The sequence below is a fragment of the Bradyrhizobium sp. WCU1 genome, assembly GCF_053474805.1.
On the sequence record NZ_CM130280.1, the window covers coordinates 5,428,943 to 5,450,704 of the forward strand.

The following is a 21,762-nucleotide window of genomic DNA, read 5'->3' on the forward strand; positions in this document are numbered from 1 at the left end:
ACTCTCTCCCCGCAAGCGGGGCGAGGGAGCAAACGGACGGCGCCAGCCGTCAGCGCCCGAACTTCACGGCGACCATCTCCTTCAGGATCTGTCGCTTGATGTTCTTGTTGGTGAGGCCTTCCTTGTGCCACCACCAGCCGTCGCGCTTCATCTTTTCGGCGGCGGCGACGAAACGATCGCTGACCTCGGCGAAGTCGGCGTCGGTGTAATTCAGGGTGAAGATCAGGCGGCCGGTGCCGACCCAGCTCAGCGCCAGGCCTTCGGCCCGCAGGTAATATTGCAGCATCCAGTTGTAGCGGGACGGCTCGGTGTAATAGACGGTCCAGATCGACGAGATGTTGCCGACGCGAACCGGAAGGCCCGCGGCCGTGAGGCGGTCGTTGAGCGCCTTGGCGCGTCCGTTCCAGGTCTCGTCCAGCCCGTTATAGATCGAGCGGAAGTTCGGGCTGGCCAGCCGGCTCAGGAACTCGTCCATCGACGTCATGACGTAGGGGTGCGAGTTGAAGGTGCCGCGCGCAAAGCAGATGTCGGCGGGACGATCGTCGCGGAAGCGCCGCATCAGATCCTTGCGGCCGCACACCACACCGACCGGCAGGCCGCCGGCGAGGCTCTTGCCGTAGGTCACCATGTCGGCCTTGACGCCGAAATATTCCTGGGCGCCGCCGGCCGCGAGGCGGAAGCCGACGAACACCTCGTCGAAGATCAGGACGATGCCGCGCTCGGTGCAGACCTCGCGCAGCTTCTTCAGCCATTCGGTGTAGGCGGCGCGGTCGTATTTCGAGCTGCGCGACGAATCGACCAGCGCGGAATCGCCGGGCGCGTTGGAGTTCGGATGCAGCGCCTGCAGCGGATTGACCAGCACGCAGGCGATGTCCTTGCGGGTGCGCAGCACATGCAGTGTCTTCTCGGACATGTCGGCGAGCGTGTAGGTCTCGTGCGGCGACACCGGATTGCCGACGCCGGGCTGCACCTCGCCCCACCAGCCGTGATAGCTGCCGGCGAAGCGCACCAGGTGCGTGCGCTTGGTGTGGTAGCGCGCGAGCCGCACCGCCTGCATCACGGCTTCGGTGCCGGACATGTGGAACGAAACCTCGTCGAGGCCGGAGAGCTCGCAGAGCCGCTTGACGTTGTCCGCGATGATCGGGTGGTAGGGGCCGAGCACGGGGCCGAGCGCTTGCGCCCGCTTCTCACCCTCGGCGATGCACTCCTTGTAGAAGTCGTTGCCGAAGATGTTGACGCCGTAGGAGCCGGTCAGGTCGTAGGCCACATTGCCGTCAAGGTCGGTGACGGTGACGCCGCTGGAGGCCTGCACGAATGCCGAGGTGTTCAGATGCTCGCGCACCAGGCGGCTGTACTGGAACGGCACGCGGTAGGATTCGGTGAACTGCAGGTCGGAGATGCGCTCCGTCACCTCGGCGGTGAGCGCGCGGCCCTTGGGGTAGCGATCCCCGTAGAGGCCGGCGAGGCGGAAGAAGCCGTCCTGGCGCTGCATCGCGATGTTCTTCGGCGCGCCGTCGGAGCAGAAGAACTCGTCGATGTCGAATTCGTAGTGCGGCACCATGCGCGCGACCATCTTGGACATCTTGGAATGTCCGGTCAGCGAGCGGTGCTTGGCGCGCGACAGCGCGATGCGGGCCTGGATCTTGGGGAAGGCTGCGGCGGCGCCGGCAAGGGCGGCGGCGGACAGCGAGAGAATCGGAAGGGATGTTTCCATGACAGAAGCGCTAGCCTCGGCACCTAACAAATTCATGACAGTCAAGGGCCTGATCTCGGCATTCACCCAGCAGGAGGACCTCAATTTCCTGCTAACCAACCGGATTCCGCGGGCGGCGCTGACCCGCTTCATGGGCTGGTTCTCCAAGGTCGAGAATCCCTTGGTGCGCGATGCCTCGATCGCCTGCTGGAAGCTGTTCTCCGACCTCGATCTGTCGGAAGCGAAGAAGACCGAGTTCAAGAGCCTGCACGATTGCTTCACCCGCGAGCTCAAGCCCGGCCTGCGCCCGGCGGTGGCCGATCCTGCCATCATCGCGAGCCCGTCGGATGCCATCATCGGTGCGCATGGCCGGATCGAGGACACTCAATTGTTCCAGGTCAAGGGAGCGCCCTATTCGCTGCTCGATCTGCTCGGCGATCCCGCGCTGGTGGAGCAGCACAAGAACGGCCGCTTCGTCACGCTGCGGCTGACCTCGAGCATGTATCACCGCTTCCACGCACCGTATGATCTTGCCATCGACAAGGTGACGTTCATCCATGGCGACGTCTGGAACGTCAATCCGATCGCGCTGAAGCGGGTCGAGCGGCTGTTCTGCAAGAACGAGCGCGCGGTGCTGCGCGCAAAACTGCCGACCGGCGAGGCGCTGACCCTGGTTCCGGTCGCCGCGATCCTGGTGGCAAGCCTTCGCCTGCATTTCCTCGATGTCACGCTGAACGCGCAGTCGCGGGGGCCGGTGGATTTCACCTGCGACGCGCATGTGAAGAAAGGCGATGAACTCGGCTGGTTCGAGCACGGCTCGACCATCATCGTGCTCGCGCCCGGCAATTTCGAGTTCTGCGACAATGTCGTTGAGGGAACGCGGATCAAATGCGGCGAACCGCTGCTGCGAAAGCCTGTGATTTGATCGGGTTTTTCCCTCGCGTGTCATTGTTTGAGCATGATCTGCCCGGAAAACTGGTTTCCCCTTTTCCGGATCATGCTTTAGAATGGCGTTGATCGTCGAGCGACGATCCTAAATCGCAAACCTTTGGGATATGAGATGGCGCGGACGCCTGTTCTGGCGGCGGGAGGCATCGTGCTGCGGCGGGAGACGCCGCCGCGCTTTGCCGTCGTGCGCCTGCGCAAGCGCAATGAGTGGGTGCTGCCGAAGGGCAAGCTCGACGACGGTGAGACGGCGCGCGCCGCGGCCGAGCGCGAGGTGCTGGAGGAAACCGGCCACGCCGTCGAGGTGCACGAATTCCTCGGCACGCTGGTCTATGAGTCCGGCGGGCGCTCCAAGGTGGTGCACTACTGGCGCATGGATGCCGGCGGCCGACCGGTGCGCGAGTTGATGAGCGACATCAGGGAAGTCGACTGGCTGCCGCTGGACGCGGCGCTCGACCGTTTGTCGCGCAGCTATGAGCGCATGTTCCTGGAGAATGTCGGCCCGATCGCGCTGCAGGCTGCGGCGCAGGCGGAGCGCGAGCGCCGTGCGCGGCTGCGGGTCGCCGCCGCCGAACGCCGCCGCGCGCGCGTTGCCGCGGAAGAGCCGGCCGTTGACGCACCCGTCGTCGTCGATACGCCTGCGATCGCTGATCGGCCGGAGTTCACTGAACTGCCGGAGTTCACTGAAGTGCCCGAGGTCGCCGAGACGCCGATCGCGGCTGACACGTCACTGCCAGTTGACGTGTCAGTCACCCCGGAGCCGTCAGATCTCGCGGAGACACCGACTGTCGATGCCGAGCCGGATCGGCCGGCCATGGTGCCCAACCATGCGGCGGATGCTGGCGAAGTGGTGGAGACCGAGTATGTCGTGGCGGTCGCTGCATCGGATGAGCAGCCGTCATCCGCGCGCGAGATCGAAGCCGCGGCCACGGCCGATCAGCCCATCCTGCGCAAGAACCTGATCGAACGCGTGCGCGACTGGCTGCGCCGCGCGGCCTGACGCGGCGCGCTTCCAATCAATTGTGGCGCTTGCTCTTGGGCGGCGGCTTTGCCGCGCGCGGTGGCGGTGCGCGCCGTTGCTGGAAGGCCGGACGCGCCTGCGCTGCGGGCCGTTGCAGGTCCGGACGCGCGCCCGGTGCAGCCTGCTGAAGGCCGGGTCGCGGCTGGCCAGGTGACTGCGGCACCGGCTGGGCCGTGCCCTGTCGCGGCAGGCCCGGTTGCACGGGCTGGCGCACGCCGCCCGGCGCCTGCGTGCGTCCGGGCTGCTGGCCGCCTTGACGTGCCGGCGGCTGTTGAGCGCCGGGTTGCGTGGCGCCGCCTTGTCGCGCCGGTTGCTGTCCAGCAGGCTGCTGGCCGGCCGGCGTCTGGACGCCGGGCGCATGCGGCAGCGTCGTGCCGCCGGGCTGGCCGGGCAGCGCGTGCCGTGCGCCGCCTTGCTGCTGCGTGCCCGGCTGCTGCGAGCCTGGCTGTTGCGCACCTTGGCGGCCGGGCGTGCCCGGTTGCTGCGGCTGGCCGGGACGGTTCGGCTGACCGGGCTGCTGCAACTGGCCCGGCCGATTCTGCTGAGCCGGCGGTTGCGGGCCGTTGCGGTTCTGGCCCGGCAGACCGTTCTGGCGCTGCGGGTTCGGCTGCACCGGCTGGCCGCGGTTCGGATAGGGCGCGGCCGGATTGGTGCGGCGGAAATCGGGATTGGCTCTGCGGAAGTCGCGCTGCTCGGTCACGACCTGGCGGCCCAGCGTCTGCGCGGAATGCACCGCGCGCACGAAACCCTGGTCGCGCGTCATCTGCTGCGGCGAGATCGTCAACGGCACCGCGGCAAAGCGCGCGCCGCCGGTGCCGGGACGAATCGCAAAACCGCTGGCGCCGCGCGTCAGTACGCCGAGCGAGGCGCCGCTGCGGTCATTGACCTCGATGCGGCCGACATGTCCGTCGGCGTCGGGATAGAGCTTGATGCCGACATTGTTGCTGGTCGCACGCGCGCCTTCGGGCACTTCGACAAGGCCGGTGGTGCCGCGGATGCCGAGGGTTGCGGTCGGCGTCGAGATCTTCATGTTGCCGGTCTTGGCGACGGCGGCGGCGACGAACGCCGCCGTTCCCTTGGCGACGTTGAACAGCGCGCTGTTCTGCTGGCCGCCATCCTCATAGACGTAATTGTCGATCGTGATCCTGGCATTGGCGCGCAGGTTGAAGGTGGTGCCGTCGTTGAAGGTGATGCCGAGCGAGGAGGTTGCCGATGTGGCGACATCGTCATTGGCGAATATGTCGTCGCGGATCTGCAGCGGCGTCGTGGTGTTGTTGCGCGTGACCGTCGCGGTTCCGGTCAGCGTGGCGACGTTGCCGATCGGCTCGGGCGCGGTGGCCTGCGGCGTCGCGGCCGGAGCAGCGGTTGCGGGCGCGGCCGGCGTCGCGCTCGGCGCCGCGCCAGGAGCGGGGGCCGGAGCAGGCTGTGCTTGTGCAAGCTGCGTCAGCTCGGGCGCGGCATCGGCGGTTGTATGCCAACCCATGGCGACGCCGGCACCAAGCAGGAGCGCAAAGAGAAAGGTGCGGCGCATCACCATCGATTCCCGGGGAGGCCTTGGGGATCGGCAATTGAGCCGCGTCAGGCTGAATGCCGAATGAACGGTCCTGCCTTGTTGTCATGGCGGACCAGAACGATCAAGCACCGCGCCCCCGACAGGAAGCGCGGTGCCCGGTCGCTGCTTGGGGTTTTGGTTATCCGCGCTTGTGAGGAGTGATGTTGAGTGGCTTCGCCGGCTTGGCCGCGGGGGTGTAGCTTGCGGGCTGCGCGGCCGCCGCAGGGGGCACGTAGTGGAAGACGGCCTTGCAGCCGTCGCTGAGCAGCGCGCGCTGGCGCACCATGCAGGCGGTGACGCGATCGACATCCGGGATTTCCGAACTGCACAGCCGCATCGCGTCGCCGGTGCACATCTGCTGCTGCTCGTCGGTGTAGGCATAGGACGCGGACGTCAACAGACCGAGCGTGAACGCCGTTGCCGCCAGCAGTTTGCCGTGACGGAGCGCGGAAGCGGTGAAAGCCATCTTGTCCCCCTTGTGGTGATCGCGCCGATGCAGCGCGTCGTCGGGAGCATCACTAGGCAGGCTTGGTTTCAGCGATTCTTCATGCGCCCGGCAAAATGGTTTCGTCGCGCGCCGGTTTGTTTCGTTAACCACTCGCGGACGGCGTGAGATCGGCCGTGACGGCAGCGCGGGCCTCCGGAGCACGCTCGAGCGCGAGCACGGCTTCGCGTTCGGCCTCGGGCATGGCGCGGATGCGGCGCCTTGCGGTGAGGCGGAGCGCGGCAAAGCCGCCGAGGAACACCACGACCTTGCTGACGATGCCGAAGATCGGCATCACGACGGCCCAGGTCGTGATCTCGCAGGTCAGCGCGACGAAGGCGTTGACCGCGGCGGAGGCGAACATCAGCCCCGACCAGACATAGCCGACCTTGACGGCGACATCGGGCACGACTTTCTGTGCGATCTCGGGCAGATAGCGGTTGAGCCAGCCGCGCTTCAGCATCACGACGCCGACGATGGCGTAGATCACGCTGGGCTTGAACAGCACAAAGCGCGGGTCGTTGGTGAGCAGCGTCGCGGTGCCCGCGGTAACCACCAGGAACAGGCTCAGCCATTCCATGGTATCGATCCGCCTGCCGCGCATGATCTGGAGGCCGATCTGCACGACGCCGAACGCGATGCCGAGGCCGACCGAGAGCGCGGTGTTGTGGGTCACCAGGAACAGAACGAGAAAGACAAGGGTCGACGCCAGGTCGAGGGCCAGCAGCCTAGCCGCGGTGAGGAAATGCTTCATCGGTGGTCGCGCTCCGCTTGCCTTGTCATGCCTGATCACGCCTTGCCGCGACGCGGCGCCTGCGTCGGAGCAGCTAGGCAGATTGTGGGGCTGCAAGCCTATCGATTTCTGAAATCGAGGAGCGAATTCTCACCCCGACCGCGCGATTTCCGCCGCATCCGCGGTTTGCCCGGCGATCGCCTGCCGGCGAAACTCGGTCGGCGTCAGCCCGGTGTCCGCCTTGAAGGCGCGGTTGAACGGCGCCAACGACTGGAACCCGGCATCGAGCGCGATCGTCAGCACCGGTACCTCGGCCTGGCCCGCATCGGCGAGCGCCGCCTTGGCCTCGTCGAGCCGATAGCGGTTGAGGAAGGCATTGAAGTTCCGGTGGCCGAGCCCGTCATTGATCAGGGTGCGCAATCGGTATTCCGGCATGCCGAGCTTGACCGCCAGCACGCCGATGGTCAGCCCCTCCTGCCGATAGGTTCGCTCGGTCGCCATCAGATGCCTGAGGTGATTGAGCGCGGCCTGGCTCGAGGCCGGCGGGCCGGCATGCGCGAGCGGGCGCGCCTGCCGCGCGGCCGGTCCGTTTCCCGCGCCGGCGACGGCCGGCTGGTTCTCGGGCGGATCGAACAGCATCATCCAGATCGCGATCAGCGCGAATGCGGTAAGGGCGAGTGCGGCGCTGAGGTCGATCGAGCGGGTCGGAAGCGCTGCCCACCCGGCCGCGGCGGCGAACGTCATCTGGAGACCGATGCCGACGACCAGCGCGATCAACAGCCGCCCGCGTGCCGTCGTCACGGCCGTGCGCCATCCCCTCGGCAGCTGCGCCATCCCGAGCAGCGCGAACACGATCGTCGCCAGCGCCAGCGTGCGGCCGCAGCCTGCTGCGAGCGCGGGCGACATGGTCCAGCCGCTATGGCTCACGACGCCGAGGCCGGCGACCAGCGTCCACACCGCCGCGTGCCAAGGGCGCAGGGCAAACCGCTCCTCGAACATCGCGCGCGCCCATAGCCAGAAGATCACCGGAGACCCCATCGCGAAGGCGACGAACGGTGAGCTCCAGCCGAATGATGATGCGGGAAAGAAGGGGGCGGTCGTAATCGCATAGGCCGCGCCGGCCGCGCCCATCGCGGCGCCGAGGCTTGCGGCGCGATTGACTGCCGCGTAGCGCAGCAGCAGCACCGCGCAAACCACCAGGAACAGCGCGACCACCGCGCCTCGCAGACCGAGTTCAAGAGCCGTCATCGCCATCGCAAGCCGCCTGCAGGTTCAAATCAACCTCGACACTGCGACGCTTATAGCGCGCCCGGCGGTCCGCATGAAGCGACCGCCGGGGCAACCACAAAAATCTGATGTCAGTTGCGGTTCAGCTGACCCGCTTCCAGGTCTGGCCGCCGCAGAACATGCCGCCGAAGGCGCAGCCCTGCACGCGCATCGCATTCGGGCCCTTCATCGCGATCGTCGAGTCGTAGTTGCGGCCGGAGTCGGGATCGTGGATGCGGCCGCTCCATTTGCCGCCGTCGGGCTTCATGTTGATCAGAATGCGTTCGTTGGTCTTCTCGGAATAGCCGCAGAGACTGGCACCGCAGGCTTCGACGCGGACATTGCCCTTGTTCTCCTCCGTGGCCCAGACGCCGATCGGTCCGGTCGGCGCCGTTGCCGGCGCTGAGGCAACCGGCGCGGCCTGCGGCTGCGGCGAAGGCTGCGCTGCGACCGGGGCCGGTGCGGTCGCAGCGGGGGTGGCATCGACCGGCGCAGGGGCGGCGGTCGCAACCGTTGCCGGGGGCGGAGGAGGCGGCGGGACCGCGGCGGCGACCGGCGCGGCCGGCTGCGGCGCTGCGACCTGAGCCGGCGCGGGGGTGGGCGCCGGTGGCGGCGAGCTCGTCGCGGCGACGTCCTCAGCATCATCGGACTTCGAGCCGAAGTTCTTGCTGATGCCGCCGATCGTGCCGCTATAGCCCGGCGCCGAGATGCGGATGCAGGACAGCGCGCTGCAATTGCGCGGCGCCTCGACATGCACGCGCTGGCCGTCGATCTCGAAGGTTATGCCGGTGCCGCCGGCATGCGCCGATGTGGTGGCCATCAGCAGCGCGGCGATCGCAACGAGCTTCTTCATCTGGGTCTCCGTGGCGTGGGGCGGGGTGGATCGATTGGTCCGGACGCTACGCGGCCGCGCGGCCAGGTTCTGTGATCCACATCACGCCGGCGGACGCAGCCGAAGGCGCGCCGCGGCGGGGAGAAATTGCCATGGTGATGCAAGTCACTGCGCCGTGAGCACCGCATCCCTAAGCGTCGTCGGATGTTCTGGAGGCTTCGATGAAGCGCACCTGCCTGCTCGTCGCGCTGACCCTGTTCGCGCCGTTCGCCTATGCCGGCGAGGGGCTCTCGTTTTCGATCGGCGGCCACCGCGTCCATCTCGATTCGGCGCGGTGTCGCTCGCTCTCCTGCGTCTCGGTGTCTGACAGATCCAGGCGCGACGATGGTGGCGACAACGGTCGCATGTTGAATCCGGTGCCCGCGCCCGCAGCGATCCCGGTTACGCCGGCCGCAAGCCCGCCGCCAGCACCGCCGCCGATCATTGTGTACAAGCCCGCTCCCGCCGTGCCGCCGCCTGTTGCCGCGCCACCACCGCCGGCGCCGACGCGCGTGATGACGCCCGAGCCGCCGCCGGCCGTCGCAGCTCCGCCGCCGGCCGCCGTGCCTGCGGGTCCGGTGCCGCCGCTGATCCGAGTCTCGCGCGAGGTCGACGAGCCGGACGACGGCCCGATCGGCGACTGGCAGACCGAAGCCAACGACCTGGTCCGCATTCGCCTCTGCGGCAACGCGCTGTGCGGCTACGCGCTCGACAGGTCCACGCGCGATCTCGGCGAAGCGGTGCTGATCAACATGAAGCCGAAGCAGGATGCGCGCTGGAAGGGCGGTGTCTACAGCCAGGACAGCGGCATCATCCGTTACGGCACGATCGCGGTGCAGGGCGCGGACAAACTGCGCGTCGAATCCTGCGTGCTCGGCCGCTTCTATTGCAGCGGCGTCGACTGGGTCCGCGTCTGGCATTCGCGGGCGCGGGTGATCACGCAGGGGCAGCTCCGGGGTGAGCCGCGCACCTGAGTGCGCAGCTGTCCAAATTTGTAACCGGATGCCTTCATCGGTGACGCAAAGCGCCCGGCGGGGGGACGGCCGCCGGGCGCTGAACTCATCGCCTGTCTGATTGTCTAGAACACGCCGAGAATGATGGCGCCAACGAAGGCGAACGCGATGTACGCGGCCACAATGCTCAGCTTGCTCAGCAGAGGACTCGCGAAATCCATTGGGAAACTCCCTTGGTTCACAACGCTGCCCGCATTAACGCAAAAGCTAGCAAGTGGTTCCTGGCGGATAAAGTCAGCGGTGCTGTCCGGCCGGAGTTTCCGAGCGATGCCGCATTGCGATGTGCGGTTCAAACGGATGCCGAATCAAGGCGTTGAAGCGGCACCAAATATTTTCCAGGGCGTTGCGCAGAACGTATGCGCCAGCAGTACCGGATACCGCCTGTCAGTTCCCGATCCGGGTTGTTGTGGCAGGAACTGCTACCTATAGATGAATTTCCTGCGCCGGACACGGATGCTGAATGCCAAGGCATTCTCCATCGCGACACGAGCGGCGATCTCCTTGCGCTTCTACGTCGTGATGCAGAGCGCGTGTCAGTGGTTGACGCAACAAGCATTACGCCGCAAGCCGCGCATGGTTAAAAGCAGCTGAAATCATTCAGTCGAAATGCGTTGAAGAGTCTTTAATCAAATTCGCAGAACCTCCGCGCCATGACGCGTGGAGTTCGTTTGTATCTCGTCGGCTCCCTTGTCCTTGTGTCGCTTGCTGGTTGCGGCCGTGGTCTGTTCCAGACCGCCGAGCGCGAACCGTGGCGGGCCGAGGCCGAGGCCGCTTGCCTGAAATCAGGTGCGGTCAAGGAAGGGCCCGACCTCGTCCGCATCGATCCGATTTCCGGCCCCGGCGTCTGCGGCGCCGAATTCCCGCTCAAGGTCGCAGCCCTCGGCGAAACCAGTTCAGCCTATGGATTTGCCGATGACAGTCTGCGTCCGCCGGCATCGGTCGGTGGCCAGCCGCGCTGGCCGATCAACCGTCAGCCCAGTCCGGGGCCCGCGCAGGCGCCATATTCCGATCAGGCCGTCGGCCAGCCGAACTATGGCAGCCAGCCGAACGGGCCGGTCTCGTTGTCGGCGCCCGGCGTGCCGCCGCAGCAGGGCGAGATCGACCTGCCGCCGGACGGGTCGCCCGAGGCAAGCGGCGAGCGACCTTATTATCCAGGCCTGCCGCGCAATCCGCAGCGCGAGGGCGCAGCCGCGCCGTATTCACCGGCGCCTTATTCGCAGCAGCCGCCCGGCGCGCCATCGCCGCCGCGGCTCGGTCCGTCGAACGGCAATCCGGTGATGACGGTCGGCCCGGTCGCAGTGAAGCCGGCGGCGACACTGGCGTGCCCGATCGTCTCCGTGCTCGAGCGCTGGCTCGCCGATTCCGTGCAGCCGGCGGCGCAGCGCTGGTTCGGCGCGCGCGTCGTCGAGATCAAGCAGATCTCGGCCTATTCGTGCCGCGGCATGAACGGCAATTCGCACGCGCATATTTCTGAGCACGCCTTCGGCAATGCGCTCGACATCGCAGCCTTCACGCTGTCCGATGGCCGCCGCGTCTCGGTGAAGGATGGCTGGAAGGGCCTGCCGGAAGAGCAGGGCTTCCTGCGCGATGTCCAGGCCGCCGCCTGCCAGCAATTCACCACCGTGCTGGCACCGGGTTCCAACGTCTATCACTACGACCACATCCATGTGGACCTGATGCGCCGGGCCAGCCGGCGCCTGATCTGCCAGCCCGCCGCGGTCTCCGGCGAAGAGGTCGCGGCGCGCGCCGGCGGCCGTAACCCCTATGCAACGCGCGAACCTTATGTCACAGGATCGCTTGGCGGCAGAAAGCCGGCTCCGCGGGGTAGAGCGGGGGTCAACGAAGAAGACGAATTCGCCGACGAATAGACACGCGTCTGATACCCGTATTTTTACTGGGTGACACCGTGCAAACGGTGGCCACTTTTATGCTGCATATGCTTCGGAGCCGGGAGCGCGCCCGGCTGATTTCTGGGGGATAGCTTTGCAAGACGCTCCGATCATTCTCGTCATCGAAGACGATCGTGATCTTCAGATGATGGTGGAAGACGCCCTGAAGGACGGCGGCTACGAGCCGGCGATCGCAGGCTCGGGCGAGGAAGCGTTGACGTTGCTGAAGGCATTCCGCACCAAGTACAGCGCGCTGGTTACCGACATCCGCCTGCTCGGCCGGCTCGACGGCTGGCGTGTCGCGCGTGGTGCCCGCGAGATCGATCCATCGTTCCCGGTGCTCTACATCACCGGCGGTGGCGGCGACGAGTGGCCGACCAGGGGCGTGCCGGACAGCGTGCTGCTGAACAAGCCGTTCTCGCCCGATGAGCTGGTTGCGGCCATCGCGAAGCTGCTCAAGAACGGCGCGCCGGCCTGACGGCTGATTCGATCGGCCCGTGACGCGGCCGCTACTTATTCCGCGCTTATAAGAAGTCGAAGCAGACCTTCTCGAATTCATACATCCTCAAGCTCATCTTCGCGCTCGGGCATCGCTGCGGCGGAGTTCGCAACGGCCGGAGAACGAAGATGACGACCTATCGCGCATATATCGTTGGGCAACACAGCCGATCCATCGGCGTGGTCAACATGGATTGCGCCGACGACGACCAGGCCATCACGTCGGCCGGCCGTCTCGTCGACGCCCACGACATCGAGCTGTGGCAGATGGACCGGCCGGTGGCCAGGTTCGACGCCGGATCGAAACAGGTGTTCAGGAAGTAGTGCGCCATCGTGCGGCAGGCCGGGTGTCGCGCTGCCTGATCCCAGATGATAGACCTTGCGTCAACTTCGTCATCAAATGGGAAATCAGATCATGGCTTTGGAGAAGGTCGCACTCGTCACCGCGGGCGGCAGCGGCATGGGCGCAGCGGCGGCGCGGCGTTTGGCTGCGGATGGCTTTCGCGTCGCGATCCTGTCGTCGTCCGGCAAGGGCGAGGCGCTGGCGAGTGAACTCGGTGGCCTCGGCTTCACCGGCTCGAACCGCTCGAACGACGACCTGAAGCGCGCCGTCGACGGCGTGATGGCGCGCTGGGGCCGCATCGATGCGCTGGTCAACAGCGCCGGTCACGGCCCGCGCGCCGGCGTGCTCGAACTGACCGATGAGCAGTGGCACACCGGCCTCGACGTCTATCTGATGAACGTGATCCGTCCGACGCGCCTGGTCGCACCTCACATGCAGGCGCAGAAGTCCGGCGCGATCGTCAACATCTCCACCGCCTGGGCCTTCGAGCCGAGCGCGATGTTTCCGACGTCAGCGGTGTTCCGCGCCGGGCTCGCCGCGTTCACAAAGCTGTTCACCGACAGCTACGCCGCCAGCAATGTCCGCATGAACAATGTGCTGCCGGGCTGGATCGACAGCCTGCCGGCGACCGAGGAGCGGCGCGACGCCGTGCCGATGAAGCGCTACGGCAAGGCGGAGGAGATCGCGGCAACCATCGCCTTCCTCGTCTCCGACGGCGCCGGCTACATCACCGGCCAGAACATCCGCGTCGATGGCGGTCTGATGCGGTCGATCTGAGGGCGTGTGCCCAACCCGTCATCTAGAGCAAGTGAGTTTTTGATCACGACCGGCACTGAATATTCGGTGTCGTGCCGGCGAAGGCCGGGATCCATAACCACCGATGGTCATTGTTGCGCGCCGGTGGAACGACGCGTCTCGCCCACAACATCCGCGACGGAGTATGGGTCCCGGCTTTCGCCGGGACGACGTTGTAGTGTGTGACGCCGTTTATTGCGCTCCCCACATCCTTCGTCGCCACTTGCGTCCACACGCTGCGCATCCTGCTACAGGCCGCGGGCGTCACAATTGCGGCGACCTCAGATTGCGTTTGTCGTGATGACAAACTGAAAGGGCAGGGCTAGCCTTCCGTCAAATCAAAACATACGGGAGGAATGGCATGCCAGACGCAGCAGTTGCAGCACGCGCTTCGGACTCCACCCACAGCGGAACCACGCAGCAAGTCGACGTCGCGGTGGTCGGCGCCGGTTTCGCCGGTCTCTATCTGCTGCACCGCTTGCGCAAGGCGGGCTTCTCGGCGGTGGCGCTTGAAGAAGGCGGCGACGTCGGCGGCACCTGGTACTGGAACCGGTATCCAGGCGCGCGCTGCGACATCCAGACCATCGACTACAGCTACACCTTCGATCCCGAGCTCGATCGAGCGTGGACCTGGTCGGAGAAATACGCCACCCAGCCGGAGATCCTGCGCTATCTCGGCTTCGTTGCCGACCGCTACGACCTGCGTCGCGATATCAGGTTCGGCACCAAGGTGACGCAGGCGACCTGGGATGATGCGACGTCGCGCTGGCTGATCTCGACCAATAACGGCGCCAATGTCTCGTGCCGCTACTACATCATGGCGACCGGCTGCCTGTCGTCGCCGAAGCCGCCGGAGATCGACGGCGTCAAAGATTTCAAGGGCGAGATCTACTTCACCGGCCGCTGGCCGCATCAGGGCGTCGATCTCAAGGGCAAGCGCGTCGCCGTGATCGGCACCGGATCGTCGGGCATCCAGTCGATCCCTCTGATCGCCGAGCAGGCCGCGCAACTCACCGTGTTCCAGCGCACGCCGAATTTCGCATTGCCTGCCGGCAACGGTCCGGTGCCGGATGATCGCAAGGCGTTCTTCGAGAGCGATCGCGCAGCCTACCGCGAGCAGGCGCGCTGGTCGATGGCCGGCGTGCCCTATCCGCAGCAGACCGTGGTGAGCTGGCAATTGAGCGACGCCGAGCGCCGTGAGCGGTTCGAGAAGGCGTGGGCGGCGGGTGACCTCGTCCACATCTTGAGCCAGCTCTGGGCCGACCAGGCGGTCGATGTCGACGGCAACAAGGTGGTCGCCGATCTGATCCGCGAGAAGATCGGTGCCGTGGTCAAGGATCCGGAGATCGCCGCCGCGCTGGCCCCGCACGATCATCCGTTCGGCGCCAAGCGTCCCTGCCTCGATACCAATTACTATGCGACCTACAATCGCCCGAACGTCACGCTGGTCAATTTGCGCCAGGAGCCGATCAAGGCGATCACGGCGAGCGGCATCTCGACCGACAAGCGCAGCTTCGATGTCGATGTCATCGTCTTCGCCACCGGTTTCGACGCGATGACCGGCGCGATCATGGCGGTGCATCCGATCTCCGGCCGCGGCGGCAAGTCGCTGTCGGACGTCTGGGCGCACGGACCGCAGACCTATCTCGGCGTCACCGTCGCGGGCTTCCCCAATCTGTTCATGATCACCGGCCCCGGCAGCCCATCGGTGCTGTCGAACATGGCGGTCTCGATCGAGCAGCATGTCGACTGGGTGGTCGAACGCATCGCCGCGCTGCGCGACGCCGGCTTCACTACGATGGAGGCGACCGACACCGCGCAGGCCGGCTGGGAACGCCACATGGCCGACTGCGCGACGCTGACGCTGCACCGGCTCGCCAACACCTGGTACACGGGCGCCAACGTGCCCGGCAAGCCGCAGGGCGTGATGCCCTATACCGGCGGCGTCGGCCCGTATCGCAGCATCTGCAACGAGGTGGTCGGCCGCGGCATGCTCGGCTTCAGGCTCACCGGTCCCGGCGTTGCCGAGCAGTGCAATGACGGCGAGGTGGTGCGGTTGCAGCCGGACGTGCGGCTTGTGCTCGGCATGCTGGCGGAGATGAACCTGCCGCCGATCGAGACGATGGGCGCGCAGGGCGCGCGCGATTTCCTCACCGAGTTCAACAAGGGCCGTCCTGCAGGACGACCGGTCGGCGAGGTCGGCACCGGCATGCTGCAGGGCGCGGACGGGCCGCTGCCTTACAAGCTGTACCGGCCGGCGACGGCCGGGCCGCATCCGATCGTGGTGTACTTCCACGGCGGCGGCTGGGTGCTCGGCGACGAGCTGTCGGATGATCCGTTCTGCCGCGATCTGTGCCGGCGCACCGGCATGATCATCGTCAGCGTCGGCTATCGCCACGCACCCGAGCATCGCTTCCCGGCCGCGGCCGAGGACGGCTATGCGGCGACGCGCTGGATCGCCGCCCACGCCGACGAGCTCGGCGGCAGGCCCGGGCCGGTGCTGGTCGCGGGCTGGAGCGCCGGCGGCAACATCGCGGCCGTTACCTGCCAGCTCGCGCGCGATCGCGGCGGACCCGAGATCTCAGGCCAGCTGTTGATCTGCCCGGTCACCGACTCGACCTTCGACCGCCAGTCCTATGTCGACAACGCAGCCGGATATTTCCTGACTCGGGGGCTGATGTTCTGGTTCTGGGACCTGTACTGCTCTCCGGCCGACCGCACCGATCCGCGCGTCGCGCCGCTGCGCGGCAAGCTCGAAGGCCTGCCCCCGGCATTCATTGCGACGGCGGAGTTCGACCCGCTGCGCGACGAGGGCAATGCCTATGGCGACGCGCTCGCGAAAGCCGGCGTCAAGGTCGAGCAACTCAAGGGCAACGGCCACTTCCACTCGTCGTTCGTGATGGTCGACGTCATCATCACCGGCGTCGCCGGCCGCGTGAAGATGGCGAAGGCGCTGCGCCGCTTCGCCGGACTGCCGGAGGAGGTGGAGCAGGACAACGTCGCCACGCCGCAAGTCAACGCGGCGGCGAATTAGAGCATGATCCGGAAAAGTGCGAAGCGGTTTTCCGAAAAGATCATGCTCAAACAAGGAGCTAAAGCGCGATGACGATTCAACCCAATCTCATCGCGCTTTAGGGAACGCAAATCCCCGCGGTTGACCCGCGGGGATTTCGCACGTCTTGCTTCAATCAGAGCCGGGAGCCCTACAGGAAGGCGAGGTGCTCCACCTTGTTGACGACGTCGTCGAGCGTCTGCTTGGTAGCCGCGGTATCGCCGCCGGCCATGAACACCTGCCAGAACTGCCGATCGACATTGTGCAGATGCAGGATGGACACGCGAACGCCGTTCTTGTTGCCGGCGACCTCCGACTGGGTGTTGACGACGTCGGTGAAGCCGCTCTGCTTCAGCGTGTTGGCGACGACGCCCTTGAGTTCGCCGACATTGGCGAGCGCCTCGCTGAGGCTCATGCTGCGGAAATTGAAGAACAGGAACGCCATATGACACCTCCTTGCGGACGAGCACAGTGCGCGGAAGTGCGCCGGGCTGGCTCCTTCGCTCAACCAGAAGTATATTGCGTTGTCGAATAACCGCGTTATGAGCGGCTTCACAGGAACCGTGTTTGCGATCCTGCGTCATTTGAACGCACAGGCGGCGCTAGCCGAGCTCGAAAGTCGTGACGCCGAACACGCGGTCGATCCGCAAGGGAGGAATCGCGCCGGTGTACATCCGCGCAGTCTCGAACACCGGTGACAGCCCAAGGCCTTGCGCGAGCGCAACGGCATCACGATTGATCGCGGGGACATCGAGGAATATCTCGCCGCCGCCCGCGCTCGCGAGCAATGCGGAGAGAATGCTTTCGGCGCCGGCGCGATTGTCGGCGACAAGCGGACCAATTTTGTGGCCGCTCCGGCACGGACGGATCACGCCCCAGCCGGCGAGCCTGCCGTCGCGTATCAACGCGCGCCCGACATGTCCCGAATTGTTGATCCAGGCGCGCAGGAAGGCCGGGCGCGGGGCCGGAAACACCGTGGCGTCGTCGGCCTCGATCTGCGCCAGGGGCAAATCGGTGAGCGCGACGATGTTGGGGTTTGCTGCCGACGGTGCGGCAACCGTGCCGCCGTAGCGCACATTGGCGTAAGCCAGCGCGAAGCCTGACTTCTGGTAGTTCGCCTGCTGCGCCACCACGCCGTCGAGCCCGATCACGCGCGGACGCGCATGCGCGATGGCCGCATTCCAGATCTTCAGGCCATGGCCGCGGCCGCGCAGATCCGGGCGCACGATGTAGAAGCCGAGAAAGGCAAACTGCGCGCCGTAATTGACACAGGAGATCACGGCCGCTGGCTCGCCGTCGAGCTCGCCGATGAAGAAGCCCTGCGGGTCTTCGGCGGCAAAGCAGGGCGCATCCGCGAGACCGGGATTCCATCCCTCCGCCGCGGCCCAGTCGACCGCCAGTGCGATCTCGTCAGGCCGCATGTTTCGGATGGTGAGGTCGTTCATGGCAGATGATCACCTCGAATTGGCGTCGGGCTCGGCCATGGTAGCGCGCCTTTAGGTCCCCGTCATTGCGAGCCATCGGGCGCGCGTTCGCACGACCCGTTGGCTCGCAATGACGAAGAGATCAGTTCGCTTGCTTCGGCCGGTACGCTGCGAAGAACACGCGCGTCGCGCTGTCGACGACGGTCGCGATCCGCTCCGGTGAGGGCGACGGATTGGCCTGGAAGATGAATGCCTGGAACAGCGTCGCCTGGCACATCTGCATGAACTGCCAGGCCGCGAGCTGGGTGTCGTCCATCACGAGTTCGCCGAGCGCGGCGCGCGCCTCCAGATAGGCGGCGAAGCGGTCGACGGTGTGGGCGATCACATGGGTGTAGAACCGGCTGCCGAGCTCGGGCATCCGCTCGGCGATCGCCATCACGGTGCGGATCGCCGAGCCGCCGCCGGGCCGGCACAGCAAGGCGATATAGGCGCGGCCGAACTCGGGGAGGGTGGTGTCGACGTCGCGCGCCGGGTCGAAGTTGAAGGAGACCTTGCCCTGTTCGAGCTTTTCCTCCTCGACGATCGCCGCGAACAGCCCGGCCTTGTCGGGGAAGTACACGTAGAGCGTGCCCTTGGAGACGGCGGCGGCGCGGGCGATCTCGCCCATGCTGGCACCGTCGAAGCCGAGCTCCAGGAATACCTTGCGGGCGCCGTCCAGGATCTGGCGGCGTTTCGAAGATTCCTCCTCGCCGACGGCTTGGAGCGAGGTTCGGGGGGCTGCAACCATTGATTTAGCTTCTCGCGAAAGAACTCAACCCGGAATGAACCAACGGGACAATCGAACCATTATAAACCGCCGGGTAGGAATATAGATTGACCGAACCGTTCGGTCAATGGTATTGGAAGGAGTGGCGATGCGCCGCACGGCCCGTATTCCGCCATCGCGGGCCTCAAGATTTTTTGTGGGGAGCCTCGGTTATGGCCGCAGCACGAGATCAGGCTGCACGCATTGTTCGTTCCGAGCCTGAGATGGCCGGGGACGCGATGGCGCGCGACGCATCGGCCGATCTCGGCGAGCAGGCGAGGGCCGACGAAGCCAAGAGCCCGGCTGAAGCGCCACCCGCTGCTGCGCCCGAGCAGCCGGCGGCTTCGCCCGCCACCGCTGCGCCGAAATCCGGCAAGCGCCGATTCGTGTTGATGGGCATTGTCGGCCTGCTCGCGCTCGCCGCCGCAAGCTATGCCGCCTATTACCTGATGGTCGGGCGCTTCTACATCTCGACCGACGATGCCTATGTCCGCGCCAACAACACCATGCTCGGCGCGCGCGTCGCGGGCCATATCGCGGCGATCCTGCCCGGCGACAATGCGCTGGTGCGGGCCGGCGATGTGATCTTCCGGATCGATGACGGCGACTATCGCATCGCGGTCGATGCCGCGCGCACGCGGATCGCGACCCAGCAGGCAACGATCGAGCGCATCGGTCGCCAGGTCGCGGCGGCCGAAAGCTCGGTCGAGCAGGCGCAGGCGCAGCTCGTCTCCGCCCAGGCCGGTTTGAAGCGCGCCGATCTCGATTACGATCGCCAGCAGGCGCTGAGCACCAAGGGCTTTGCCTCGCGCGCCACCTTCGAAGTCTCCGAAGCGGGCCGTGATCAAGGCGCGGCCGCGGTGCGGTCGGCGCAGGCTGCCTACGACGCCGCAAAGAGCAACGTCGATGTCACCAAGGCGCAGCAGGCCGAGGCCCGCGCCCAGCTCGCCGAATTGCAGACCCAGCTCGCCAAGGCCGAGCGCGATCTCGAATTCACCAAGGTGCGCGCGCCGGTCGACGGCACCTTCTCCAACCGGTTGGTCAACACCGGCGATTACATCAATGTCGGGCAGCGGCTCGGCAATGTGGTGCCGCTCGCCGGCGTCTTCATCGACGCCAACTACAAGGAGACCCAGCTCAAGCGCATCCGCACCGGACAGCGGGTGACGATCAAGGTCGACGCCTACGGCTTCCGCAAGTTCACCGGCATCGTCGACAGCATCTCGCCGGCGGCGGGCTCGGTGTTCACCCTGCTGCCGCCCGACAACGCGACCGGCAATTTCACCAAGATCGTGCAGCGCCTGCCGGTCCGCATCCGCGTGCCTGACAGCGTCGCCAAACAGGGCCTGCTGCGCGCCGGCATGTCGGTCTACACCACGGTCGACACCAGCGAGGGCGCGGCCGATGCCGACGCCGATACCGACCTCGACTCGCCGATGATGATCCATCCGCAATGATGCCTTGACGCTTCGGACGCAGTCCGAGGCTCGGAGCCTGATGAGCCCATGGCCGACGCGACCACTGCCTCGCCCTCGATGATGACCGGCGCTTCGGATTCCGAGCGCATCCAGCCAAAGCGGCTGTTTGCCTTCATCATCATGGTGTTCGGTATGTTCATGGCGATCCTGGACATCCAGGTCGTCTCGGCCTCGCTCACCGAGATCCAGGCCGGCCTGTCGGCGTCGTCGACCGAAGTGTCGTGGGTGCAGACCGCCTATCTGATCGCGGAGGTGATCGCGATCCCGCTGTCCGGCTTCCTGTCGCGCGCGCTCGGCACCCGGCTGCTGTTTGCAATCTCGGCGTTCGGCTTCACGGCATCGAGCCTGCTGTGCGGCTTTGCCTCCTCGATCGAGCAGATGATCCTGTGGCGCGCGCTGCAGGGCTTCCTCGGCGCCGGCATGATCCCGACGGTGTTCGCCTCCGCCTACACCATCTTCCCGCGCTCCAAGTTCTATATCGTGGCGCCGGTCATCGGGCTGGTCGCGACGCTGGCGCCGACCGTGGGCCCGACCGTCGGCGGCTACATCACCGACCTGATGTCGTGGCACTGGCTGTTCTTCATCAACATCGTGCCCGGTGTCATCATCACCGTCGGCGTGCTGGCGTTGGTCGATTTCGATCAGCCCAACTTCGCGCTGCTCGACCGCTTCGACTGGTGGGGCCTGATCTTCATGGGCGGCTTCCTCGGCTCGCTCGAATATGTGCTGGAGGAAGGCCCGCAATATGAATGGCTGCAGGACACCTCGGTGGCGATCTGCGCCGCGATCTGCTTCGTCTCGGCGATCGCCTTCTTCTGGCGGGTGCTGACCGCGGAGGAGCCGATCGTCGATCTCTACGCCTTCTCCAACCGCAACTTCGCGGTCGGCTGCGTGCTGCAGTTCTGCATCGGTGTCGGGCTCTACGGCCTCACCTACGTCTATCCGCGCTATCTCGCCGAGATCCGCGGCTACAGCGCGCTGATGATCGGCGAGACCATGTTCATCTCCGGCATGACCATGTTCTTCATGGCGCCGGTGGTCGGCCGGCTGATGCAGAAGGTCGACCTGCGCTACATCATCGCTTTCGGCCTCGTCACCTTCGCGCTCGGCTCCTGGCAGATGACCTGGATTACCCGCGAGTACGATTTCTACGAGCTGCTGCTGCCGCAGATCCTGCGCGGCATCGGCATGATGTGCGCGATGGTGCCGACCAACAACATCGCGCTCGCGACGCTGCAGCCGGACCGCGTCAAGAATGCGTCGGGCCTGTTCAACCTGATGCGCAACCTCGGCGGCGCGGTCGGGCTCGCCGTCATCAACGAGGTGCTCAACGATCGTACCGATCTGCACATCTCGCGGCTGCAGGATCGCGTGACCTGGGGCAATACGATGGCGGTGGAGACCCTCAACAACTTCGCCCAGCGCCTGCAGGGCATGGGCGACTCCACCTTGATGGCGATGAAGCAGCTCTCGCAGCTCGTGCACCGCCAGGCCGCGGTGATGGGTTATGGCGACGCCTTCTTCATGCTGTCGCTGTTCTACGTCGCGCTCAGCCTCCTGGTGCTGTTCGTCAACAAGCCGCCGTCGATGGCCGCCGGCGGCGGCGACGCGCATTGAGTGGATCGCGGCGTGCACCCGTTGGCGTGAATAGCCGACATCGTCGACACATTGACGCACTCACGCGGATGTCATCTTGCCAATCGCGCATGATGCATTTATAAGCAGCGCCATCGTTTCACGAACCGGGGAGATGCACATGATGTCGTTTGTTTCGCAGACCGTGCGCCCGCGTTCGTTGCTGCTGGGCGCTCTCGCGCATTAGGTCCCGGCGCTGATCGGGCTCGATGCCCGATCATCCAAACTTCCCAACACATTACCGATTGTTTTCAGCGACGCCTGC

The 21,762-nt window shown here is 66.1% G+C and carries 19 protein-coding genes and 1 pseudogene; 11 read left to right on the forward strand and 9 right to left on the reverse strand.

The annotated features are described in order from the left end of the window. Window positions 1–49: 49 nt before the first annotated feature. Window positions 50–1,714 carry an aminotransferase class III-fold pyridoxal phosphate-dependent enzyme gene (locus tag ACTUWL_RS25065; protein WP_021081482.1) on the reverse strand — a complete coding sequence of 555 codons (1,665 nt, stop codon included), beginning with the start codon at window positions 1,712–1,714 and terminating at the stop codon, window positions 50–52. Window positions 1,715–1,748: 34 nt separating this feature from the next. On the opposite strand from ACTUWL_RS25065, the gene asd reads away from it, so the two are divergent. Together asd and ACTUWL_RS25075 are read left to right on the forward strand one after the other, a co-directional pair. Then, on the forward strand, window positions 1,749–2,618 hold the full coding sequence (gene asd, locus ACTUWL_RS25070) for an archaetidylserine decarboxylase (protein WP_021081483.1): 870 nt from the start codon (window positions 1,749–1,751) through the stop codon (window positions 2,616–2,618). A 135-nt stretch (window positions 2,619–2,753) separates the two neighbouring features. Beyond that, a pseudogene (locus tag ACTUWL_RS25075) lies at window positions 2,754–3,170 on the forward strand (NUDIX hydrolase); the annotation flags it as partial. Between the two features lie 484 nt (window positions 3,171–3,654). Here the strand turns inward: ACTUWL_RS25075 and ACTUWL_RS25080 are convergent. The 5 genes from ACTUWL_RS25080 to ACTUWL_RS25100 all read right to left on the reverse strand — a co-directional run bounded on the left by ACTUWL_RS25080 (window position 3,655) and on the right by ACTUWL_RS25100 (window position 8,547). Continuing rightward, window positions 3,655–5,142, reverse strand: a complete 1,488-nt coding sequence (locus ACTUWL_RS25080) for a FecR domain-containing protein (protein WP_291730356.1) — start codon at window positions 5,140–5,142, stop codon at window positions 3,655–3,657. Between the two features lie 208 nt (window positions 5,143–5,350). After that, window positions 5,351–5,677 carry a hypothetical protein gene (locus tag ACTUWL_RS25085; protein WP_021081486.1) on the reverse strand — a complete coding sequence of 109 codons (327 nt, stop codon included), beginning with the start codon at window positions 5,675–5,677 and terminating at the stop codon, window positions 5,351–5,353. Window positions 5,678–5,801: 124 nt separating this feature from the next. Continuing rightward, entirely contained in the window at window positions 5,802–6,449 is a 648-nt protein-coding gene (locus ACTUWL_RS25090; RefSeq protein ID WP_021081487.1) for an inner membrane-spanning protein YciB, read from the reverse strand. A gap of 129 nt (window positions 6,450–6,578) precedes the next feature. Further along, window positions 6,579–7,682: an AraC family transcriptional regulator gene (locus tag ACTUWL_RS25095; RefSeq protein WP_021081488.1), complete on the reverse strand. Its 1,104-nt coding sequence runs from the start codon at window positions 7,680–7,682 to the stop codon at window positions 6,579–6,581. A 115-nt stretch (window positions 7,683–7,797) separates the two neighbouring features. Further along, window positions 7,798–8,547 carry a DUF2147 domain-containing protein gene (locus tag ACTUWL_RS25100; protein WP_106940290.1) on the reverse strand — a complete coding sequence of 250 codons (750 nt, stop codon included), beginning with the start codon at window positions 8,545–8,547 and terminating at the stop codon, window positions 7,798–7,800. Between the two features lie 200 nt (window positions 8,548–8,747). On the opposite strand from ACTUWL_RS25100, the gene ACTUWL_RS25105 reads away from it, so the two are divergent. The 7 genes from ACTUWL_RS25105 (at window position 8,748) to ACTUWL_RS25135 (ending at window position 16,137) form a co-directional block, all read left to right on the forward strand. After that, entirely contained in the window at window positions 8,748–9,539 is a 792-nt protein-coding gene (locus ACTUWL_RS25105) for a DUF2147 domain-containing protein (RefSeq protein WP_021077269.1), read from the forward strand. A 468-nt stretch (window positions 9,540–10,007) separates the two neighbouring features. Then, window positions 10,008–10,169, forward strand: a complete 162-nt coding sequence (locus ACTUWL_RS25110) for a hypothetical protein (RefSeq protein ID WP_158267770.1) — start codon at window positions 10,008–10,010, stop codon at window positions 10,167–10,169. A 59-nt stretch (window positions 10,170–10,228) separates the two neighbouring features. Beyond that, window positions 10,229–11,446: an extensin family protein gene (locus tag ACTUWL_RS25115; RefSeq protein WP_021077267.1), complete on the forward strand. Its 1,218-nt coding sequence runs from the start codon at window positions 10,229–10,231 to the stop codon at window positions 11,444–11,446. 115 nt (window positions 11,447–11,561) lie between these two features. Next, complete coding sequence (locus ACTUWL_RS25120) at window positions 11,562–11,945, forward strand: response regulator (RefSeq protein ID WP_035650273.1); 384 nt, start codon at window positions 11,562–11,564, stop codon at window positions 11,943–11,945. Window positions 11,946–12,094: 149 nt separating this feature from the next. Further along, window positions 12,095–12,289, forward strand: a complete 195-nt coding sequence (locus ACTUWL_RS25125; protein WP_021077265.1) for a hypothetical protein — start codon at window positions 12,095–12,097, stop codon at window positions 12,287–12,289. 91 nt (window positions 12,290–12,380) lie between these two features. Beyond that, window positions 12,381–13,085, forward strand: a complete 705-nt coding sequence (locus tag ACTUWL_RS25130) for an SDR family oxidoreductase (RefSeq protein WP_021077264.1) — start codon at window positions 12,381–12,383, stop codon at window positions 13,083–13,085. 379 nt (window positions 13,086–13,464) lie between these two features. After that, a complete protein-coding gene (locus tag ACTUWL_RS25135; RefSeq protein ID WP_021077263.1) occupies window positions 13,465–16,137 on the forward strand; it encodes a flavin-containing monooxygenase in 2,673 nt (890 codons plus the stop codon). A 169-nt stretch (window positions 16,138–16,306) separates the two neighbouring features. Here the strand turns inward: ACTUWL_RS25135 and ACTUWL_RS25140 are convergent, their stop codons facing one another. From ACTUWL_RS25140 to ACTUWL_RS25150, 3 genes are all read right to left on the reverse strand, one after another. Next, window positions 16,307–16,600: a hypothetical protein gene (locus ACTUWL_RS25140; protein WP_021077262.1), complete on the reverse strand. Its 294-nt coding sequence runs from the start codon at window positions 16,598–16,600 to the stop codon at window positions 16,307–16,309. 157 nt (window positions 16,601–16,757) lie between these two features. Continuing rightward, entirely contained in the window at window positions 16,758–17,600 is an 843-nt protein-coding gene (locus ACTUWL_RS25145) for a GNAT family N-acetyltransferase (protein ID WP_021077261.1), read from the reverse strand. 121 nt (window positions 17,601–17,721) lie between these two features. Continuing rightward, a complete protein-coding gene (locus ACTUWL_RS25150) occupies window positions 17,722–18,366 on the reverse strand; it encodes a TetR/AcrR family transcriptional regulator (RefSeq protein ID WP_021077260.1) in 645 nt (214 codons plus the stop codon). A 242-nt stretch (window positions 18,367–18,608) separates the two neighbouring features. Here ACTUWL_RS25150 and ACTUWL_RS25155 point away from each other — a divergent pair, with 242 nt between their 5' ends. Beyond that, on the forward strand, window positions 18,609–19,841 hold the full coding sequence (locus ACTUWL_RS25155; protein ID WP_021077259.1) for an HlyD family secretion protein: 1,233 nt from the start codon (window positions 18,609–18,611) through the stop codon (window positions 19,839–19,841). A gap of 48 nt (window positions 19,842–19,889) precedes the next feature. Further along, a complete protein-coding gene (locus ACTUWL_RS25160; RefSeq protein WP_021077258.1) occupies window positions 19,890–21,479 on the forward strand; it encodes a DHA2 family efflux MFS transporter permease subunit in 1,590 nt (529 codons plus the stop codon). The last annotated feature ends 283 nt before the right edge of the window (window positions 21,480–21,762 follow it).

Excerpts from the sequence above, each read along its gene's own strand:
- ACTUWL_RS25100 (WP_106940290.1), bottom strand. The coding sequence starts at position 8,547 with ATGAAGAAGCTCGTTGCGATCGCCGCGCTGCTGATGGCCACCACATCG.
- ACTUWL_RS25150 (WP_021077260.1), bottom strand. The coding sequence starts at position 18,366 with ATGGTTGCAGCCCCCCGAACCTCGCTCCAAGCCGTCGGCGAGGAGGAA.
- ACTUWL_RS25125 (WP_021077265.1), top strand. The coding sequence starts at position 12,095 with ATGACGACCTATCGCGCATATATCGTTGGGCAACACAGCCGATCCATC.
- ACTUWL_RS25135 (WP_021077263.1), top strand. The coding sequence starts at position 13,465 with ATGCCAGACGCAGCAGTTGCAGCACGCGCTTCGGACTCCACCCACAGC.
- ACTUWL_RS25155 (WP_021077259.1), top strand. The coding sequence starts at position 18,609 with ATGGCCGGGGACGCGATGGCGCGCGACGCATCGGCCGATCTCGGCGAG.
- ACTUWL_RS25145 (WP_021077261.1), bottom strand. The coding sequence starts at position 17,600 with ATGAACGACCTCACCATCCGAAACATGCGGCCTGACGAGATCGCACTG.
- ACTUWL_RS25115 (WP_021077267.1), top strand. The coding sequence starts at position 10,229 with ATGACGCGTGGAGTTCGTTTGTATCTCGTCGGCTCCCTTGTCCTTGTG.
- ACTUWL_RS25140 (WP_021077262.1), bottom strand. The coding sequence starts at position 16,600 with ATGGCGTTCCTGTTCTTCAATTTCCGCAGCATGAGCCTCAGCGAGGCG.
- ACTUWL_RS25065 (WP_021081482.1), bottom strand. The coding sequence starts at position 1,714 with ATGGAAACATCCCTTCCGATTCTCTCGCTGTCCGCCGCCGCCCTTGCC.
- ACTUWL_RS25105 (WP_021077269.1), top strand. The coding sequence starts at position 8,748 with ATGAAGCGCACCTGCCTGCTCGTCGCGCTGACCCTGTTCGCGCCGTTC.
- ACTUWL_RS25085 (WP_021081486.1), bottom strand. The coding sequence starts at position 5,677 with ATGGCTTTCACCGCTTCCGCGCTCCGTCACGGCAAACTGCTGGCGGCA.
- ACTUWL_RS25080 (WP_291730356.1), bottom strand. The coding sequence starts at position 5,142 with ATGGGTTGGCATACAACCGCCGATGCCGCGCCCGAGCTGACGCAGCTT.
- ACTUWL_RS25160 (WP_021077258.1), top strand. The coding sequence starts at position 19,890 with ATGGCCGACGCGACCACTGCCTCGCCCTCGATGATGACCGGCGCTTCG.
- ACTUWL_RS25090 (WP_021081487.1), bottom strand. The coding sequence starts at position 6,449 with ATGAAGCATTTCCTCACCGCGGCTAGGCTGCTGGCCCTCGACCTGGCG.
- ACTUWL_RS25095 (WP_021081488.1), bottom strand. The coding sequence starts at position 7,682 with ATGGCGATGACGGCTCTTGAACTCGGTCTGCGAGGCGCGGTGGTCGCG.
- ACTUWL_RS25130 (WP_021077264.1), top strand. The coding sequence starts at position 12,381 with ATGGCTTTGGAGAAGGTCGCACTCGTCACCGCGGGCGGCAGCGGCATG.
- asd (WP_021081483.1), top strand. The coding sequence starts at position 1,749 with ATGACAGTCAAGGGCCTGATCTCGGCATTCACCCAGCAGGAGGACCTC.
- ACTUWL_RS25110 (WP_158267770.1), top strand. The coding sequence starts at position 10,008 with ATGAATTTCCTGCGCCGGACACGGATGCTGAATGCCAAGGCATTCTCC.